At 68.1% G+C, this 18,280-nt stretch carries 16 protein-coding genes; 6 read left to right on the forward strand and 10 right to left on the reverse strand.

Annotated elements, in window-relative coordinates:
* Nucleotides 1-90 precede the first annotated feature (90 nt).
* Nucleotides 91-2,352, forward strand: a complete 2,262-nt coding sequence (locus AB0L70_RS20130) for an FdhF/YdeP family oxidoreductase (RefSeq protein ID WP_363686133.1) — start codon at nt 91-93, stop codon at nt 2,350-2,352.
* On the opposite strand, the gene AB0L70_RS20135 is transcribed toward AB0L70_RS20130, so the two are convergent.
* Nucleotides 2,327-3,499, reverse strand: a complete 1,173-nt coding sequence (locus tag AB0L70_RS20135; protein WP_363686135.1) for an MFS transporter — start codon at nt 3,497-3,499, stop codon at nt 2,327-2,329. The two genes, AB0L70_RS20130 and AB0L70_RS20135, sit on opposite strands and share 26 nt — an antisense overlap.
* Before the next feature lie 63 nt (nt 3,500-3,562).
* Here AB0L70_RS20135 and AB0L70_RS20140 point away from each other — a divergent pair, with 63 nt between their 5' ends.
* The gene (locus AB0L70_RS20140; protein WP_363686137.1) at nt 3,563-4,135 is read left to right on the forward strand and encodes a CGNR zinc finger domain-containing protein; all 573 of its coding nucleotides are present in this window, start codon (nt 3,563-3,565) and stop codon (nt 4,133-4,135) included.
* Between the two features lie 120 nt (nt 4,136-4,255).
* Here the strand turns inward: AB0L70_RS20140 and AB0L70_RS20145 are convergent, their stop codons facing one another.
* Together AB0L70_RS20145 and AB0L70_RS20150 are read right to left on the reverse strand one after the other, a co-directional pair.
* Complete coding sequence (locus tag AB0L70_RS20145; RefSeq protein ID WP_363686139.1) at nt 4,256-6,445, reverse strand: MMPL family transporter; 2,190 nt, start codon at nt 6,443-6,445, stop codon at nt 4,256-4,258.
* A 185-nt stretch (nt 6,446-6,630) separates the two neighbouring features.
* Nucleotides 6,631-7,167, reverse strand: coding sequence for a M48 family metallopeptidase (locus tag AB0L70_RS20150; protein ID WP_363686141.1), 537 nt, complete (start codon nt 7,165-7,167; stop codon nt 6,631-6,633).
* Nucleotides 7,168-7,689: 522 nt separating this feature from the next.
* On the opposite strand from AB0L70_RS20150, the gene AB0L70_RS20155 reads away from it, so the two are divergent.
* Nucleotides 7,690-7,848 (forward strand): DUF5679 domain-containing protein, encoded by a 159-nt coding sequence (locus AB0L70_RS20155; protein WP_012922897.1) that lies wholly within the window; start codon nt 7,690-7,692, stop codon nt 7,846-7,848.
* A 94-nt stretch (nt 7,849-7,942) separates the two neighbouring features.
* A complete protein-coding gene (locus AB0L70_RS20160; protein ID WP_363686143.1) occupies nt 7,943-9,250 on the forward strand; it encodes an AarF/ABC1/UbiB kinase family protein in 1,308 nt (435 codons plus the stop codon).
* 23 nt (nt 9,251-9,273) lie between these two features.
* On the opposite strand, the gene AB0L70_RS20165 is transcribed toward AB0L70_RS20160, so the two are convergent.
* The 6 genes from AB0L70_RS20165 to AB0L70_RS20190 all read right to left on the reverse strand — a co-directional run bounded on the left by AB0L70_RS20165 (nt 9,274) and on the right by AB0L70_RS20190 (nt 14,544).
* Entirely contained in the window at nt 9,274-10,746 is a 1,473-nt protein-coding gene (locus AB0L70_RS20165) for an MFS transporter (RefSeq protein WP_363686145.1), read from the reverse strand.
* Between the two features lie 79 nt (nt 10,747-10,825).
* Nucleotides 10,826-10,993, reverse strand: coding sequence for a hypothetical protein (locus AB0L70_RS20170; protein WP_363686147.1), 168 nt, complete (start codon nt 10,991-10,993; stop codon nt 10,826-10,828).
* Between the two features lie 162 nt (nt 10,994-11,155).
* Nucleotides 11,156-11,374: a hypothetical protein gene (locus AB0L70_RS20175; RefSeq protein WP_363686149.1), complete on the reverse strand. Its 219-nt coding sequence runs from the start codon at nt 11,372-11,374 to the stop codon at nt 11,156-11,158.
* Between the two features lie 33 nt (nt 11,375-11,407).
* The gene (locus AB0L70_RS20180; RefSeq protein WP_131285495.1) at nt 11,408-11,695 is read right to left on the reverse strand and encodes a WhiB family transcriptional regulator; all 288 of its coding nucleotides are present in this window, start codon (nt 11,693-11,695) and stop codon (nt 11,408-11,410) included.
* Nucleotides 11,696-11,843: 148 nt separating this feature from the next.
* A complete protein-coding gene (locus tag AB0L70_RS20185; RefSeq protein ID WP_363686151.1) occupies nt 11,844-12,041 on the reverse strand; it encodes a hypothetical protein in 198 nt (65 codons plus the stop codon).
* Nucleotides 12,042-12,432: 391 nt separating this feature from the next.
* Entirely contained in the window at nt 12,433-14,544 is a 2,112-nt protein-coding gene (locus tag AB0L70_RS20190; RefSeq protein WP_363686153.1) for an ATP-dependent DNA helicase UvrD2, read from the reverse strand.
* Between the two features lie 100 nt (nt 14,545-14,644).
* On the opposite strand from AB0L70_RS20190, the gene AB0L70_RS20195 reads away from it, so the two are divergent.
* Together AB0L70_RS20195 and AB0L70_RS20200 are read left to right on the forward strand one after the other, a co-directional pair.
* On the forward strand, nt 14,645-14,884 hold the full coding sequence (locus AB0L70_RS20195) for a mycoredoxin (RefSeq protein WP_363686155.1): 240 nt from the start codon (nt 14,645-14,647) through the stop codon (nt 14,882-14,884).
* Between the two features lie 90 nt (nt 14,885-14,974).
* Nucleotides 14,975-17,350 (forward strand): hypothetical protein, encoded by a 2,376-nt coding sequence (locus tag AB0L70_RS20200; RefSeq protein ID WP_363686157.1) that lies wholly within the window; start codon nt 14,975-14,977, stop codon nt 17,348-17,350.
* On the opposite strand, the gene nudC is transcribed toward AB0L70_RS20200, so the two are convergent.
* Entirely contained in the window at nt 17,351-18,274 is a 924-nt protein-coding gene (gene nudC / locus AB0L70_RS20205; RefSeq protein ID WP_363686159.1) for an NAD(+) diphosphatase, read from the reverse strand.
* Nucleotides 18,275-18,280 lie beyond the last annotated feature (6 nt).

The following is an 18,280-nucleotide window of genomic DNA, read 5'->3' on the forward strand; positions in this document are numbered from 1 at the left end:
CGCGCCTGCAGCAGTGGTGTCACGCCCTACTTATCCACAACTCCGGCTATCGAAGCAGCGCGTAGTGATAGGCGTACCTATAGTTGAAACATGGTCGACATCGAACATCCGAAGAAGAAGGCCGCCGGCGTGCCCGCGGTGCTCTCGTCGTTCAAGTTCGGTTTCCGGGAGATGGGGCCTGCGCGGACCGGCAAGGTCTTCCTGAAGATGAACCAGGACGGCGGCTTCGACTGCCCGTCCTGCGCCTGGCCGGATCCCGACCACAAACGCAAGCACGCGGCCGAGTTCTGCGAGAACGGCGCGAAGGCGGTGGCCTGGGAGGCGACCCGCAAGCGGGTGCCGCGCGCGTTCTTCGCCGAGCACACGGTCGATGCGATGAACGAGATCTCCGAGTTCGACCTCGGCAAGCTCGGCCGGATCACCGAGCCGCTGCTGCTCCGGGCCGGTGCGACCCACTACGAGCCGCTCGGCTGGGACGAGGCGTTCCAGGTCGTCGCCCGCCATCTCAAGGCCTTGGGCGACCCGGACGACGCCGTCTTCTACACGTCCGGCCGGACCAGCAACGAGGCCGCGTTCCTCTACCAGACCTTCGTCCGCGCCTACGGCACCAACAACCTGCCCGACTGCTCGAACATGTGCCACGAATCCTCCGGTACGGCGCTGTCCAAGGTGATCGGGAGCGGCAAGGGCGCGGTCACGCTGGAGATGCTCGAAGAGTCCGAGCTGATCCTGGTCGTCGGCCAGAACCCGGGCACCAATGCGCCCCGGATGCTCAGCCACCTCGAGATCGCCAAGCGCAACGGCGCCGACATCGTCTCGGTGAACCCGCTGCCCGAGCCCGGCCTGATGAACTTCAAGAACCCGCAGGCCCCCCGCGGCTGGGTCGGCAAGGGGACGAAGCTGGCCGACCAGCTGCTGCAGATCCGGATCGGCGGCGACCAGGCGCTCTTCCTTGCCATCGGCCACCTTCTGCTCGAGGCCGAAGCGGCGAACCCTGGCACCGTGCTGGACAAGTCCTTCATCGAGAGCCACACCAGCGGCTACGAGCTGTACGCCAAGCACAACGCCGAGCTCGACTGGCCGGCGGTGGAGCTGGCGACCGGGCTGCGGCGCGCCGAGATCGAGGAGCTCACCCAGCGATTCATCAAGTCCAAGGCGACGGTGATCTGCTGGGCGATGGGCCTGACCCAGCACCGCGAGGCGGTGGCGACGATCAGCGAGATCGTCAACGTGCTGCTCCTGCAGGGAAACATCGGCAAGCCTGGCGCGGGCCCGTGCCCGGTCCGGGGTCATTCGAACGTGCAGGGCGACCGCAGTATGGGCATCTGGGAGAAGATGCCGGACACGTTCCTGGACAAGCTCGACGCTGAGTTCTCCTTCACCTCGCCGCGGGAGCACGGCATCGACGCCGCTGAGACCGTGCAGCGGTTGCGGACGGGCTCGGTGCGCGTGTTCTTCGCGATGGGCGGAAACTTCGCGTCCGCGACCCCTGACACCGAGATCGTGCATCGCGGGCTGCGGGAGTGCGATCTCACCGTGCACGTGTCGACGAAGCTCAATCGGTCCCACACGGTCACCGGTCGCGAGGCACTGATCCTGCCGACGCTCGGGCGGACCGACCACGACCACACCCCGGCCGGTCCGCAGTCGGTCACGGTCGAGGACTCACAGGGCGCCGTACATCTCTCGACCGGGAATCTGATCCCGCCCGGTCCGGAGATGAAGTCGGAGATCGGCATCATCTGCGGGATCGCGCAGGCCGTCGTACCGTCCGTCGGTGAGATTCCGTGGGCGGACTTCGCCGACGACTACAGCCTGATCCGGCAGCGGATCGGGCGGGTCGCGGATGGGTACGAGGACTTCGAGGACCGGCTGCGTGCGAACGAGGGCGGCTTCCTGCTGGCGCATGCGGCTCGGGACAAGCGTGAGTTCAAGACGTCCGACTCGCGGGCGCAGTTCAGTGCGAACGATCTGACCTGGTTGCCGACGGCACCTGGTCGGCTGCTGCTGCAGACCATGCGCAGCCACGACCAGTTCAACACCACGATCTACGGCCTGGAGGACCGCTACCGCGGCATCAACGGCACACGAGAGGTCGTCTTCGTGAACCCGGACGATCTGGCCGAGCTCGGTCTGAAGGACGGCGGGTACGTCGACATCGTCAGCGAGTTCCAGGGCGTCGAGCGGCGGGCCTCGCGGTTCCGGCTGGTTTCGTACCCCACGGCTCGTGGCTGCGTTGCGGCGTACTACCCGGAGACCAATGTGCTGATGTCCGTCGACGATGTCGCCAAGGGCAGCAACACACCCGTCGCCAAGGGGCTGACCGTCAGGCTGGAGCCAGTCGCTTCCTGAACCACGGTTGGAGAAGCGCCAGTACGACGGCCGCCGCCGCGCTGGTGAGCCACAGCCCCTTGGGTCCCGCGGACTCGAGGAGTTGGGTGACGGTCATCGGCGCGATGGTGGTCGCGATACCCCAACTGAGGCCGAAGACGGCGAGGTAGCGGCCGCGGGCGTGGTCGGGTGCGAGATCGGAGGCCTGGGTGAGGTAGCGGGTCAGGAGGAACAATTCGCCGAGGCTCCACAGGATCGTGGCGAGCAGGAAGATCGTGAGTGTGTGCGCGAAGGCGGCGACGACCAGGCCGATCGCGAGGAGCAGGTAGCCGACGGAGATCGACCGGAAGTCGTCGAGTCCCTGCCCACGGATCACGCGTTGCGCGACGATCAGGGTCACTGCCGAGACGGCCAGGATGTACCCGGTGCCTGATTCCGGCAGGTCTTGAGCGAGCAGCGTCAGCGGGATGCCGATGACCAACTGCATGTACAGCGTGGCGAAAACGGTCCCGCCGACGAGCAACAACAGGAGCCGTCGATCCCGCCAAACAGCAACCGTGGTGACGACTTTTGCCGGGACTTCCCGCTCGTTGGATGGCAGTGCGATGGCAACCAGGACCGCACAGGCCAAGCAAGTCAGGGCATCGGCGACGAACAGCCAGCGCAGGTCCACGTGGCTGATCGCCGCCGCGAGCAGACCGGCCAGGACACCGGCCGCGGCCAGCGCCGCGCTGTAGAGCCCATACGCCGCCGGCCGCTGACCAGGCTCTGTGACATCGGCGATCATCGCCTGACTCGGCGGCTCGTAGATCTCGAAGACGAGCCCGAGCAGGACAGTCGCGAGTACGGCGGACCACAACACCTGACTCGCCGCGATCCAGCTCTGGGCGACCGCACAGCCGGTCAAGCCGATGACGATCGTCCGACGACGGCCGAGCCGATCGGCCAGATAGCCGCCGAGCAAGCGGGACGGGATCGTGGCCGCGCCGAACAGCGCCAGAATCAAGCCGGTCTGGCTGAGCGACGCGCCGAACTCGACCGTGAGAACCACACCCAGGAACGGCAGCGTGAACGCACCGATCCGGTTCACGGCGCGGGCGACGACCAGGATCCACACCGTCGGAGACAACCCGCGCCACGGCGCGGTCAGGGTCGCAACAGCACTCATCGCGGGCTCCATGACTGTCTAAGTGGATATGATCGGTCACGGTCGAGCCTACGGAGGACCCGCGTGACCGGTCAAGTGTCTTTTGATAGTCATGCCCGCAACGTGCTGGCGGCATCCGTCGAGTACGTGAACCGGCTGACGCCCGGCTACTCCGGTGGCACGGTCTTCCCCGCGCCGGCCGACGAGGCCCAGGCCGTCGTCGACTCGCTGGCGGCCATCGGCTATCCCCGGCCGTCGGTCCGGCCGGAGGATGCGCGGCGACTGTCCGCGCTGGCGGGCCGGATGCGGATCGTCTTCGAGGCGGCCCACAGCGGCGACCTCGACCGAGCCGCCGACGAGGTGAACGCGCTCCTCGTCGACACCAACGCCCGACCGCAGCTCGACCGACGCAACGACGGCTGGAGCCTGCACTTCCATGGCCCGGACGACGGCCTCGTCAACGGCTGGGCGGCCGGCTGCGCCGCCGGTCTCGCCCTTGCCCTCGGCACCGGCCTCGCCGGCCGCCTGGGCGTCTGCGCCGCCCCGCACTGCGACCGCGTCTTCGTCGACGTCTCCCGCAACGGCCAACGCCGCTTCTGCTCCCCCCAATGCCAAAGCCGGGTCAAAGCCGCCGCCCACCGAGCCCGGCAGTCCTGACCGTGGGATGTGGGGAGGATCGTCCGCCCGATTCGGGCGACAACCCTCCCCACCCCGACAAAGCCGCAGCGCCTCACCCGGATTCCACCGGGTGAGGCGCTGGGCGTCGTACCGAAACTGTCAGCCGACGGGGGTGAGTTCGCGCTCCTCCTCCGGGGCCGGGGGCTGCATCGCGTGCTTGGCCGGCTTGGGGCGGAGCCACTTCGGCGCCCACCAGTTGGCGTCGCCCAGCAGCGTCATGATGCTGGGGAGCACGACGGCGCGGATGATCGTCGCGTCGATCAGGATCGCGACGGCCAGTCCGACGCCGAGCTGCTTCATGTCCAGCGTGCTCAGGGTGGCGAAGACCGCGAAGACGCCGATCATGACGGCGGCCGCGCTGGTGACGACGCCGGCCGAACCGGTGATGCCTTCGGCGACCGCCTGCTTGGTCGGCACCCCGCGCAGCACCGCCTCACGGATCCGGCTGACCACGAACACGTGGTAGTCCATCGACAGCCCGAACAGCACCACGAAGAGGAACAGCGGCAGCCAACTGACCACGGCCCCGTTCGACCGGAAGTGCAGCAGACCTTCGGCCCAGGTGTTCTGGAAGACCGCGGTCACGACGCCGTACGCCGCTCCCGCACTCAGCAGGTTGAGCCCGATCGCGGTGATCGCGACCACCACGGACCGGAACGTCACCATCATCACGATCATCGTCAGCAGCAGCACGAACCCGATCACCAGCGGCAACTTGGCCCGCGTGTGGGCCGCATAGTCGACATCCGCGGCCACGAACCCACCGACGGCGTACTCGGCGCCCGGCACCTTGCCGACCGTCTCCGGCATCAGGTCCTTGCGCAGCTTGGCCAGTGAGTCACGCGCTTCCTGGCTGCCACCCTCGTACGGCGTGGCGACCTCCAGCGTCGTGACCGTGCCGTCCTTCGAAACCTTCGGCTCCTCCAGACCGTCCTGCGCGAAGAGCTTGTCGTTGTCCGTGCGCTTGACCAGCTCGGCCAAGGCCGCCTTGACCGCGAGTGCCTGGTTGGCCGGCGCCCGTACGGCGACCTCGTGGCTGGTGCCCGTGCTCGGGAAGGCCGCGGTCAACCGGTCGTACGCCTTCATCACCGACGTGGTCCGCGGCAGATCCTCGGTGCCCGGGAACTTCAGCGTCATCCCCAGCGCCGGCGACGCGATCGCCAGCAGTGCGGTGACGGCGACCAGCAGCGTTGCGACCGGGTGCTTCAGCGCCGGCTTCAACATGGTCGGCCAGAACCGCGGCTTGCTCCGGTTCGCCGTCAACCGCCAGACGAACGGGATCCGCGGCCGGTCCACCCAGCGCCCGAGCTTCGCCAGTACGGCGGGAAGCACGGTCAGCGAACCGACGACGGCCACCGCGACGACCAGGATCGAGCCGACCGCGAACGACGAGAACACCGCGTCCCGGGCCAGGAACAACCCGGCCATCGAGATGATCACCGCCGTACCGGAGACGACGACCGCGTGACCGGAGGTGGCCGCGGCGATCTCGACCGCGTCGACATGACCGCGCCCCTTGGCGCGCTCCTCACGTTCGCGGCGCAGGTAGAAGAGCGAGTAGTCGACGCCGACCGCCATACCGATCAGCAGGATCACGCTGTTCACCGCGTCGACCGCTGGGATGAGCTGCGACGCTGCCGCGGAGAGGCCGATCGCGGCCGCGACTGCGGACAGCGCCAGTACCAGCGGGACCGAGGCGGCGATCAGCGCGCCGAACGCGATCAGGAGGATCGCGAGCGTCACCGGCAGACTGAACATCTCCGCGCGCTTGAAGTCCTTGCCGAGGGTCTCGTTGAGAGCCTTGTCGATGGACAGGCCACCGACCTCCTCGATCCGGAGGTTCGGGTACTGCTGCTGAAGCTGAGCTGTGGTGTCGAGCAGCGGCTGCACACGGTTGTCGTCCTCGCCGTCCTTCAGGGTGACCCTGACGATCACCGCGTCCTTCTTCGCCGACGCGATCGGCTGGGCGACCTCCGCGACCCCACCGAGGGCGCGCATCTTCTGGATCACCACGCCGGCCGCCTGGTCGGCCGCCTTCTGGTCGAGCGTCCCGGACGGAGCCGTGATCAGCACGCTCTCCACGTCCGGGTCGTCGAAGTTGCCGGACTTGACGATGTTGTCGGCCCGGGTCACCTCGCCGATGTCGCCCTCGTTCTCGGACTGCTTGGTCCCGGTCAACGAGCCGATGGCGAAGCAGGCGATCACGACGACCACCCACATCGCGATCGCGCGCCACGGATGGGTGGCGCTCCAACGCGCCGCACGCACCGTGATCTGTCCCCTGGCCATACGTTCCCTGCCCCTCTGCACCCCTACCGGCGCCCCACCCAGCGCACCTGGCGTGGCGCTGGCTACGGGCAAAAGCCTGGCTGGAGACCGGGGGTCACGACCATGCAGGAAGCCACCCAGTCCACCCTGGGGCTGGCCCTACCTCACCCTTTCTCGTACGCCGTACGACGCCGGGGTGACGCGCCTCAGAAGTCCTCGAGATCGAGCGACGAGGCGGCCGAGATGCCCTCCAGATACCCCTCGGCGCGCTCGGCCTTGGGGTAGCGGTGGACCAGGTCCCAGAAGGCCGCGTTGTGGGCCGGCTCGACCAGATGAGCGAGCTCGTGGACGAGCACGTAGTCGACCACCCAGGCGGGCATGGACTGCAAACGGGTGCTCAAACGGATCGATCTGTCCGCCGGAGTGCAGGATCCCCATCGTCTGTTTTGGTTCGAAACCCACCTCACAGACGCAGGTTCGGGCACTTCGGGGAGATGGCGACACGCGAGTTCGTGTGCTCTGGCCAACAATTTTTCGTCCGACACGCGCGATCGGCTGCGCTGCTTGTCGAGCCGCGCCAGCATGGTCTCGACCCAGCGCGCCTCCTCGGTGGCGGACAGCCGGTCGGGCATCAGCACGACCACCCGCTCGCCGTCCCGGTAGGCGCTGACGGTCCGCTTGCGCCGCTTGCTGCGGCGGATGTCCACGTACGGCGGGATCGGGCGCGGTGGAGAGTCGGCCATGGCTCAGAAATGTACCCCCCGAATCCGACAACTTTCTTCCGTCCACATCCTGTGCATCGACGTTTTCGCAGGTCAGACGCCAGATCTTGAGTCCGTCGATCCTGGTTGTTCACACGCTGTTCCCCCGCTCGTCCACAGTGTGCGGCGGCGCGCCCCACAGGTTGCACACAGAGTTATCCACAGGGGTGGACAACCCGGTCTTGCCAGCGCGGCGGCTGGCTCTTAGCGTCAGGTCCAACAGGCTCCCGGATCGCCTCCGGGGCCGTTCGGAGGGGAAGCCGAGCGGTTCCGGAGGCGGCTCACCGGGAGCCTGTTCCGTGTCGCCGGCCGAATACGGAAAGGGCTTTCCTCGGCGGATCCCAGCGGCACGCGGGCCGGGAGGTGCGCTTGAGCCTGTGCCTGGCTGCCGTAGGGTGAATCCCGACTGGGCCGAACGGCCTACGGCAGAACGGTCTGCCGTTAGCATCCACGACTGCCCGGGGTGGGAACCCCGGGCTGGTACAGAGCAAGGAGAGGGCCCTCATGGCAGAGACCTGGAGCGGCGAGTTCTACTGCGTCAAGTGCAAGGCCAAGCGCACCGCCGACGGCGAGGTCAAGGTCAACGACAAGGGCACGCGCATGGCCAAGGCCAAGTGCCCCGAGTGCGGTACGAACCTGAACCGGATCCTCGGCAAGGCCTGACGCACCAAGTCGTAGGGGCGGTGCCTGGCACGCAGTGTGTGTCCGGCACCGCCCCTCCGTCGTCCAGACTTGGGTGACCGGACAGAATGGGAATGTGTCGGACCTTCCTCGCAAAGCGCTGAGCCGGACCGCGAAACTTGCCAGCCTGCCGCTCGGTGCCGCCGGGCGGGCCACTCTCGGCCTGGGCAAGCGGATCGGTGGCGCACCGGCCGAGACCGTGTTCGCCGAGTTCCAGCGCCGCACGGCCGACCAGTTGTTCGCCGTCCTGGGTGAGCTCAAGGGCGGCGCGATGAAGTTCGGGCAGATGCTCAGCCTGATGGAGTCCGCGATGCCGGAGGAGCTCGCGGCGCCGTACCGGGCCACCCTGACCAAGCTGCAGGACTCCGCCCCGCCGATGCCGGCCTCGACCGTGCACACGATCTTGTCGCGGGAGCTGGGTAAGCGCTGGCGGGACCGGTTCGAGGAGTTCAACGACCTGCCCGCGGCGGCAGCCTCGATCGGCCAGGTGCACCGCGGCATCCTCAAGGACGGCCGTGAGGTCGCCGTGAAGCTGCAGTACCCGGGTGCCGCCGAGGCGCTGCGCGCGGATCTACGCCAGCTCGGCCGGTTCGCCCGGACCTTCGGCACGTTCGTGCCCGGCCTGGACATGAAGCCGCTCGTCGCCGAGCTGCAGGAGCGGATCGGCGAGGAGCTCGACTACGACCGCGAGGCGCAGGCCCAGCAGCAGTACGCCGACGCCTTCAAGGACCACGACGAGTTCGTCGTCCCACGCGTCATCAAGCACTCCCCCGCGGTCATCGTGTCCGAGTGGATCGAGGGCCGGCCGCTCTCGTCGTACATCACCGAGGGCAGCAAGCAGGAGCGGGACGAGATCGGGCTGAAGTACGTGCGGTTCATGTTCAGCGGACCCAAGTACGCCGGTCTGCTGCACTCGGACCCCCATCCCGGGAACTTCCGTGTCCTGGCCGACGGCAGGCTCGGCGTGGTCGACTTCGGCCTCTGCGCACGACTCCCGGACGGCCTGCCGCCCGCGATCGGGCGGCTGCTACGGATCTCGCTGGAAGGCGATGGCGATGCCGTCCTCGCCGGGCTGCGCGAGGAGGGCTTCGTCAAGCCGCGGATGGACATCGACCCGGAGCAGCTGATGGATTACCTGGCGCCGTTCGCGGAGCCGGCCCGGACCGAGACGTTCCAGTTCAACCGGGCCTGGATGCGGGCCCAGGCGAACCGGACCAGCGACTTCCGCTCGCCCAGTGCGTCGATGGCGCTCAAGCTCAACCTGCCACCGTCGTACCTGCTGATCCACCGGGTCTGGATCGGCGGGATCGCGGTCCTGTCCCAGCTCGAGGCCGAGGCTCCGTTCAGCGGTGTGCTGGACGAGTTCCTGCCCGGGTTTCACTGACCCCGGCCTCACTGACTTCGGTTTCACTGGCGGTTGAGCGGCGGCGCCTTGCGCAGGGTCACGGCGATGACGACAGCGACAACGGTCAGGGCTACCGCTGTGACACCGGCGGCCACATGGAGACCGCTGGTGAACGCCTCGCGCGCCTGAGCCAGTACGTCGGCCGGGACGCCCTGGCTGATCGCCTCACCCAGTGAATTGCCGCCACGGCCGTCCATGTGGCTGCGGTACACGACGGTCACGACGCTGCCCAGGACCGCGATGCCGAGCGAGTAGCCGAACTCGTTGCTGGTCTGGGTCAGCGCACCGGCGGACCCGGCCTTCTCCGGCGGCACGGAGCCGATGACGAGGTTCGTCCCGAGCGTGACCAGCGGCGCCGGGCCGAGGCACGTGATGGCGAACGCGATCACCAGGACGATGGTCGAGGTCGTCTGCGTCACGACGATCATCCCGGCGACCGTGAAGGCGATGCCGGCCGGAATCAGGACAGCCGGCCGGATCCGGCGGGCCAGCCGCGGCGCCAACTGGAAGGCGATCGTGGTCGTGATCATGCCGGGAACCAGAGCCAGACCGGCCGCCAGCGGGGTCATGCCCTGGACCAGCTGGAAGAACTGCGCGACGAAGACCATCACGCCGCCGGACAGCATCGAGAAGGCCAGCATGCTGCCGAGCGTCACGCTGAAGGTCGGCCGGGTGAACAGGCTGACGTCGACCAGCGGGTCGGCCAGGCGGCGCTGACGCCGTACGAAGATCCAGCCGAACACCCCGCCGATCAGGAGCGCTCCGACCGACGTCGTACCGACGCCGTGCGAGGCCAGGTGCTTGAGACCGTGGATGGCCGGCAGGATCGCGGCCAGCGACAGGGCGACACTCGGTACGTCGATCCGCCCGGCCTTCTCGTCGCGGTACTCCGGCAGCAGGATCGGACCGACCGCGAGCAGCACGACCATCGCGGGTACGCCGATCAGGAACGCCGAGCCCCACCAGAAGTGGTTGAGCAGTACGCCGCCGACGATCGGGCCGACCGTGGCACCGACGGTGAAGCAACCGGCCCAGACGCCCAGCGCGGTCGTCCGCTGCCGCTCGTCCGGGAACAGGGTGGAGATCAGCGAGAGCGTGCACGGCGCGATCGCGGCCCCCGCGATCCCCAGCACCGCCCGGGCGCCGATCAGCATGCCGGGACTGACCGAGTACGCCGCGACGATCGAGGCGACACCGAAGACGGCCGCCGCGGTCAGCAGCAGCCGGCGCCGGCCGATCCGGTCACCCAGGTTGCCCATCGTGATCATCAGACCGGCGACCATGAACCCGTACACATCCAGGATCCACAACTGCTGGCTGCTGGTCGCCCCGAGCGCCTCGGTCACCGCCGGTACGGCGAGCAGCATCACGAACAGGTCGAGCGACACCAGCAGAGTGGCGAGGCAGAGAACGCCGAGCGCGATCCACTGCCGCCGGCCGGTCTTCACGGCCGCGTCCTCGGTGGTGAGTGTCATGATCCGGTCCTTCCCAGGAGTGTCTTTACTCCTGCGTCGGGTGGATCAGCCCGGAATCGACATCCGGTTCAAAACTTTCTCACCAGTAGACGGAGTCCAGCTTCCCCTCGATACTGCGGACGTTCTCCCGGGCACACCGGTCGCAGTACAGCAGCTTGCGGCCGTCCTCCAGCGAGGTCATCCAGGTCAGCGGCACGTCCTCGGACTCCGCCTGCTGACCACACAACGCACAGGTAGCTCTTGCCATGGCACTAGTCTGCACCGCGATGCGCCCCGGACATGGCCGAGGGGCGGCCCCCCGATGGGTGCCGCCCCTCGTACTTCAGTGTTCAGCTGGTCAGGCTGTGGAGCCTGCCTGGCCGGTCCTCCTGACGGACCGGCCCGGCGGGCTCACTGTGTGACTGGTGGATCAGACGAGGCGGGCGAGTGCGAGGCGCGCGCGTGCGCTGGCCCTCTCAGCTCGCCGGCCGGCCCGTTCGGCCTGCTTCTGCGCCTTCTCGATCTGGTGAGCGAGGCGGAAGCGCCGGTTCTGCTCGGCGTCGTGCAGTGAAGCACGACAATGAGCACGAGCGAGATCTTCTTGAAGTAAATGCATGTCAGTTCTCCTGTGCGAAATCTGAGTGGTCATGTGTTGGAGTCTCGATTCGGATTGGTTGGCTCGTCAGGCTGCGGTAACGGTGTCGCTCTTGCGGGGACGCCCACGTGGCCGCTTGCGCGGAACCACCACACCCTGGACGAACAGCTCGCCGCCCCACACTCCCCACGGCTCGGAACGCTCGAGCGCTCCGGCCAGGCACTCGGCCTTCAACGGGCAGGTCGTGCAGAGAGACTTCGCGTACTCGACGTCCGCCGGCGATTCGGCGAAGAAGAGTTCTGGCGCGTAGGACCGACAGGGCAGGTCCTGCGACGTTGCCACCTCGGTGAAGACATCGAGGAAGCTCACGCTCATTCCGGTCACCTCCCAGTGACTTTTGGTGCTGATCTCTTGTCGTCGGTGACGGTCAACGGTTGTAGACCGCCAAATTCAGGGACAAACAAAAGGGCCGCGGGACCCTTTTCGGGTTCCGCGGCCTTGGAGGTGCCGGCTCTGACAGTTGTCAGACCGGTGGACTCCATGCTCGAGAACCCGAACCGCCGTACTTCGCACCGCCTACAGCTCCGCCCTTGAACTGGGCAAAACCGGAGGCCAGGAGCACAACGGTCGCGACGTGCAGACGCGGCGAGGCACCCGGGATCTGGGCGCACGGCTGCGCGACAACGTCGCTGAACGGCATCTTGACCGTGTTGGTAATCATGTCCAGGGCACCTCCTCTCGTTGTGGCGAAGCGGGCGGTTAGCTCGATCGCTATGGTTGTTTGAAGTTTTCGGCCAGGCTTCGACCGCAGAAAGAACAGTACGCCGACGGAGTCGGAGCCCGCAAACTATTTAACGGCAGTTTGCGAACTTGGCCGGAAGTTGCCGCCATGACGACCGGATCTGTCCGCCCCGACGGGTTCCCGGCACGCTCCGGGACGCCATCCGCACGCTCCGAGATCGTTGCCTCTGTCACCTAATTGCCACGTCTGCCGGCAGCAGAACGTGGCACGTCTTCCAGGGTGCGCCCCCAACCCTGTGCCTGGCAACAGATTTCCGGGCCGCCGCTGGAAACGTTGCCCGGAGGAGCAGGTGCTTGAAACCTGTCGGTAACTAGCGGGTGCAGAGCACGAGGAGCTGCTCGCCGTACTTGGTCAGCTTGGTGTGGCCGATGCCCGGGATCCGGCGCAGGGACTGTTCGTCGGTCGGCTTCGTCTCGGCGATCGCCGTCAACGTGGCGTCGGTCAGGATGACGAACGCGGGCATCCGCTCGGACTCGGCCTGCTCGGTGCGCCAGGCGATGAGGGCGTCGTACAGGACCTGGTCGATCGTCGAGGGGCAGTCTTCGCAGCGGCCGAGCTTGCGGGCACCGGGATCGAGCAGGCCGCGGCCGCAGACCCGGCACTTGGGGATCGGCCGGCCGCTGCGGGTCGCCCGCTCGGCGCGATCGGTCGACGGCTCCCACGCCGTCGGCTGACGCGAGGTCCGGACGCCGATCGGGTCGAGGAAGCGGGTCGGGCCGCGAGTCCCGCGACCGCCGGGTGAGCGGGACGTCGACCAGCTGACGTACAGCTGCTGCTTCGCCCGCGTCACGCCGACATAGAACAGTCGCCGCTCCTCCTCCACCTGCGCCGGCGTCTGGGCGTAGGTGATCGGCAGCGTCCCTTCGTGGGCCCCGACGATGAACACGCACTCCCACTCCAGCCCCTTGGCCGCGTGCAGCGTCGCCAGCGTTACCCCCTCGGCCAGCGGCGCGTGCTGGATCGTCGCCCGCCGGTCCAGCTCCGCCATCAGGTCCGGCAACCGGGCCTCCGGATTCGCCGCGGCGAAGTCCGACGTCATCGTCACGAGCGCGCTCAGCGACTCCCACCGGTCCCGCACCGCGCCCGTCCCGGTCGGCGGCTCCGGCGTCCACCCGGCTCCACCCAGCACGCCGGTCACGACCTCGACCAGATCGTCCGACACGTCCCCGGCCTTCGCCTGACCACGCAGCAGTACGGCGGCCTGCCGGATCTCGGCCCGCTCGAAGAACCGCTCGGCCCCCTTCAGCACGGTCGGGATCTTCCGCTCGGCGAGAGCCTGCTCGAAGTTCTCCGACTGCGCGTTCGTCCGGAACAGTACGGCGATGTCCCGCAACGCGACGCCCTCTTCTTTCAGCCGCGCGACCGCCCGGCCCACCGCGTCCGCCTCCGCGACCTCATCGGAGTACTCGCGGTACACCGGGGCCGGCCCGGGATCACGCTGCGACCGCAACGTCACCCGACCAGGCAGCCCGGACGGACCGGCCGCATCCAGGATCTTGTTCGCGACGTCGACGATCTGCGGCGTCGACCGGTAGTCCCGGACCAGCTTGATCACCGCCGCGGACGGATGCCGGGACGCGAACCGGACCAGGTTCTCCGGCTCGGCGCCGGCCCAGGAGTAGATGGTCTGCGCCGGGTCCCCGACCACACAGACGTCTTCCCGCCCACCGAGCCACAGGTCGAGCAGACTCTGCTGCAGCGGCGAGACGTCCTGGTACTCGTCCACGACGAAGGTCCGGTACTGCCGCCGGATCTCGGCCGCCACCCGCTCGTCCTCCGCGAGCAGGGCGACCGCACAGAGCAGCACGTCCTCCAGATCGATCCGCCCGCGCTCCAGCTTCACGTCCTCGTACGCCGCGAAGATCCGCGCGATCGTGGCCGGGTCGAAGGCCGCCAGCGTCCGCCCCGACTTCGGCGCGAGCCGTGCGTAGTCGTCCGGCCGGACGTTGCTCACCTTGGCCCACTCGACCTCGCCGGCCAGGTCGCGCAACGCGGGTGTGTCCACCCGGACCCGGCAGCGCGACGCCGCCTCGGTCAGCAGCGGGAACTTGCGGTCCGCGATCGGCGGCAGCTCCCCGCCGTACACCTTGGGCCAGAAGAAGCGGGCCTGCCGGAGCGCGGCGGAGTGGAAGGTGCGGGCCTGCACGCCCTCGACGCCGAGCTGCGCGAGCCGGCCACGCATTTCACCGGCCGCCCGCTGGGTGAACGTCACCGCGAGCACCCGGACCGGGTCGAAGGTGCCGGTCCGCACGCCGTACGCGATCCGGTGGGTGATCGCCCGGGTCTTCCCGGTGCCCGCTCCGGCCATCACCACGACCGGCCCGTGCAGGGCCGTCGCGACCTCCCGCTGCTCGGGATCGAGGGCCGCAAGCAGGTCGTCGGGGGACGCGGAGCGTGTGAGGTCGCTCACGGGCTGGGTCATGCGGGAACAGCACCACCTACGGCGTGGTTCGAATAGGTCGAGGGCAACCCTAGACGGATCGCCCGACAGATTTTCCTCCCACTCCTGAAGGAGTCCGCCGATGCCGGCAATCACGATGTACTCGACGCCGTGGTGTGGATACTGCCACCGCCTCAAGGGCCAGCTGAAGCGGGCCGGGATCGAGTTCACCGAGGTCGACATCGAGCAGCAGCCGGACGCCGCGAAGCTGGTCGAGAAGATCAACAACGGGAACCAGACCGTGCCGACCGTGGTCTTCCCCGACGGCACCGCGATGACCAACCCGTCGCTGGCCCAGGTCGCGGAGAAACTCGTCGCCTGAAACCTGACCCAGGCCATATCGCCTGAGTTATGGACTTTACGGTCATGACCGTTATACCTTGCGATGAACCACGTCGCAGGGAGTCCGCCCATGACCACGCGCCGTTCTATCCGCCGTGCCCTGATCACGTTCGCCGTGACGCTCGGCGTGCTCGCCACGGGTGGCCTGCACGCTGCCGCGGCACCGCCACCTGATCCGGACCGGCCCGCAACCCTGCCGTTCCCGTTCCCGAACGAGAACGGACCGCTCCAGCCGCCGACCACGACGTTCGGTCCGGCCGACGACGTCATCCGCGACCTCGGTTCACCGGTCAGCTCGCTCACCGTCATGGAGGGCGCGATCGGGAAGATGCCGGACGGCCGCGACGTCGTGTACGCCGTACCCGCCGGTGAGAACGCCCGTCTCAACGTCGTGGACCTGCGCACCCGCCAGCTGATCAGTGCGACACCACTGCCTGGTGCCGCCGGCGGGTGGGCGATCGTGGTGGTGCCGAACGGTGACGTGTATCTCGGCACCTACGCGAACGCGCACCTCTACCGCTACAGCCCGGGCGACGGCACAGTGACCGACCTGGGCCAGCCGATCCCCGGTGAGTCCCAGATCTACGGCCTCACCGCCGATCCAGACGGCAATGTGTACGCCGGCACCTATCCGACCGCGCACGCGTTCAAGTACGACACGTCGACCGGTGAGGTCACCGACTACGGCTCACTCGACCCGGTACAGCAGTACGCGCGGTCGACGGTCTACGACCCGGATCACCACAAACTGTTCGTCGGCGTCTCCACTCCGAACGCGCGGCTCCTGCGCATCGACGTGGAGACCAAAGCGGTCGAGGACATCACTCCCCCGGGCACGACGGCCAAGGACTTCATCGACCTGGACTACGCCGGCGGAAAGGTCTTCGCCAACGCCAGTAGCCGCCTGGTCGTGGTCGACGCCGTCACCGGGGAGCAGGTCAAGATGACTGACACCGCGACGGGCACCCAGGTGATGGACTACCCGATCGCCGCCCGTGGCGTGTCCCCGGCCGGTCCGGGTGGCGTGTACTTCACCAACAACACTCTGGCGCTCGTTCACTACGACATCGACAACAACACGATCGGCCCGGTGTCTCCGGCCGTCACCGTCACGCGTGGGGCCTCGATCGGGTACGGCTGGATCACCGAGAACGGCGTACCCGTGCTCTACGGCCTGGCCGGCAACTACTCGGGCGGAACGTTCCGCTACGACCCACAGGCCGGCACTCTCACGCAGTGGAGCTCACCGTTCCAGTACGTGCCGTCGCCGCTGATGCACACGATCGCGGACCCCAGCACCGGCAAGGTCTTCGTCAACGTCTACCTGAACGGCTCCACCGGCCTCTACGACCCGGCCACCGGTAAGACGACCATCACCACCCGGCAGGGACAGGTCGAGGGCTGGGGCTGGGACGGAAACGGCAAGCTGTACGTCGGCATCTACCCGTACGGCCGTCTGTCCCTCTGGGATCCGACCCAACCGGACAGCCCGACCAACCCGAAGGAACTGTTCAGCCTGGTCGACAGCGACCACCAGAACCGTCCCGTCGCCGTCGTACCGGCGGGCAACCGCGTGTACGTCGGCACCACTCCGGCGTACGGCGAGTACGGCGGCGCGCTGACCGTGTACGACGTACCGACCGGTGGCCACACGGTCTACCGCAACCTGGTGGCCGACCAGACCATCTCGTCCGTCCTGCCGGTCGGGACGAGCGTGTGGGCCGGCTCGAGCATCGAGGGCGGTCAAGGCACCGACCCGGTCGCCACCGAGGCCCATCTGGTCAAGGTCGACCCGGCCACCGGACAGGTGCTGTCCGACATCGTCCCGGTCTCCGGGGCGGCCAGCATCAACGAACTGATCCTCGGACCGGACGGAAACCTGTGGGGCCTGGCCGACGGCATCGTCTTCGTCGTGAAGCCCGCCACCGGCCAGGTGGTCCGCCAGATCCCCGTCTTCAGCGCAGTGACCGGCGCGAACGACGGAGCACTGTCCTGGCGCGACGGCTACCTGTACGGCGTCAGCGGCGGACGGCTGTTCGTCCTGGACATCCTCAGCGGCCAGTCGACCGTCCTGCGCGACCACGGCCTCAACCGCCTGACGCAGACGCCGGACGGCACCTACTACACGCTGCTGCGGCCGGACGGCTTCATCAACCCGACCAACCTCGCGTCCTACACCCCACCCGTCGACTCGTGTCCGCAGTCCGACCTCCGGCCGACGGTCTGGACCGGGAACGTCAACAGCCACGTAACGAACCGCTTCCTGACCTACGGCTGCACTCTGACCGACTCACTGCCGAGTGCGAAGGCGAGCTGGCCCAGCCACGCCGCCTACGTGGTCGCAGTGGACCGCAAACTCAGGCAGCTCGAGGCCGACGGCAGTGTGGAGCGCTGGGAGGGCATCCTGATCCGCATCGCCGCCATCGCCTCGAACGTGGGCCGGTGATCACCAGCTACCGGTGAGCTCCTCGCCGTACCAGCCCTCGATCAGGCGGCGGGAGATGGAGATGTTGCCGGGGAGGGCCATCGTGCCGGCTTCGACCAGCGCACGAAGGTCCTCCCGGGTGAACCACTTGGCCTCGGCGATCTCGTCGGCGTCCACCTCGATGTCGAACCGCGACGCCTTGGCGTAGAACCCGAGCATCAGGCTCGACGGCAACGGCCACGGCTGGCTGCCGGCGTACTCGATCTCCGTCCCGACGACCACACCGGTCTCCTCGAAGACCTCACGCCGTACGGCGGCCTCCAGCGACTCCCCCGGCTCCACGAACCCGGCCAGCGTCGAGTAGCGGCCCTCGGGCCAGGCCCCGTTGCGGCCGAGCAGTGCACGGTCCTCGTCGTCGGTGACCAGCACGATGATCGCCGGGTCGCTGCGCGGGAAGTGGGACAGTCCGCACGCCGGGCAGTGCCGGACGTGACCGGCCTCGATCACCTCGGTGTGCTCGCCGCAGTTCGCACAGTGGGTGTGGACCGCGTGCCAATTGGACAGGCCGATCACGTTGACCGCGATACCGGCCTCGCGGTCGACAAGCACCCCACCGATCTCACGGAGCCCCGCATACGACTCGTCTGCCTCGGTGCTGACCAGTACGGCGAACACGGCCCGGCCGTCGGCGGTCTGGCCGGCGCCTGCCTCCCGGTCGATGCCGAGGAACACCTTGATGCCCTCCGGCGCCTCACCGGGCTGCAGGAACCGCACCGCGGTCCGGTCGGGTGTCATCTGGAGCTTGTCCTTGGCCACAACGGCCACCTGCGTGGCCGGGTCGGCCCACGCCTTCGCCAACCACTCTTCGTCCCGCCTGCGGTCGGCCGCACGATCGAGAACGGACCGGGACAGCGCTAACGAACCAGAAGCGATGGAGTAGGCCACATGTCT

The organism is Kribbella sp. NPDC051952 (assembly GCF_040680855.1).
Lineage (GTDB): Bacteria > Actinomycetota > Actinomycetes > Propionibacteriales > Kribbellaceae > Kribbella.

What these genes read in the sequence shown, in the direction of transcription:
- AB0L70_RS20170 (WP_363686147.1), bottom strand. Translation starts at nt 10,993, where the DNA reads ATGGCAAGAGCTACCTGTGCGTTGTGTGGTCAGCAGGCGGAGTCCGAG.
- AB0L70_RS20175 (WP_363686149.1), bottom strand. Translation starts at nt 11,374, where the DNA reads ATGACCACTCAGATTTCGCACAGGAGAACTGACATGCATTTACTTCAA.
- AB0L70_RS20185 (WP_363686151.1), bottom strand. Translation starts at nt 12,041, where the DNA reads ATGATTACCAACACGGTCAAGATGCCGTTCAGCGACGTTGTCGCGCAG.
- AB0L70_RS20130 (WP_363686133.1), top strand. Translation starts at nt 91, where the DNA reads ATGGTCGACATCGAACATCCGAAGAAGAAGGCCGCCGGCGTGCCCGCG.
- AB0L70_RS20135 (WP_363686135.1), bottom strand. Translation starts at nt 3,499, where the DNA reads ATGAGTGCTGTTGCGACCCTGACCGCGCCGTGGCGCGGGTTGTCTCCG.
- AB0L70_RS20200 (WP_363686157.1), top strand. Translation starts at nt 14,975, where the DNA reads ATGACCACGCGCCGTTCTATCCGCCGTGCCCTGATCACGTTCGCCGTG.
- AB0L70_RS20145 (WP_363686139.1), bottom strand. Translation starts at nt 6,445, where the DNA reads ATGGCCAGGGGACAGATCACGGTGCGTGCGGCGCGTTGGAGCGCCACC.
- AB0L70_RS20155 (WP_012922897.1), top strand. Translation starts at nt 7,690, where the DNA reads ATGGCAGAGACCTGGAGCGGCGAGTTCTACTGCGTCAAGTGCAAGGCC.
- AB0L70_RS20165 (WP_363686145.1), bottom strand. Translation starts at nt 10,746, where the DNA reads ATGACACTCACCACCGAGGACGCGGCCGTGAAGACCGGCCGGCGGCAG.
- AB0L70_RS20195 (WP_363686155.1), top strand. Translation starts at nt 14,645, where the DNA reads ATGCCGGCAATCACGATGTACTCGACGCCGTGGTGTGGATACTGCCAC.
- AB0L70_RS20150 (WP_363686141.1), bottom strand. Translation starts at nt 7,167, where the DNA reads ATGGCCGACTCTCCACCGCGCCCGATCCCGCCGTACGTGGACATCCGC.
- AB0L70_RS20190 (WP_363686153.1), bottom strand. Translation starts at nt 14,544, where the DNA reads ATGACCCAGCCCGTGAGCGACCTCACACGCTCCGCGTCCCCCGACGAC.
- AB0L70_RS20180 (WP_131285495.1), bottom strand. Translation starts at nt 11,695, where the DNA reads ATGAGCGTGAGCTTCCTCGATGTCTTCACCGAGGTGGCAACGTCGCAG.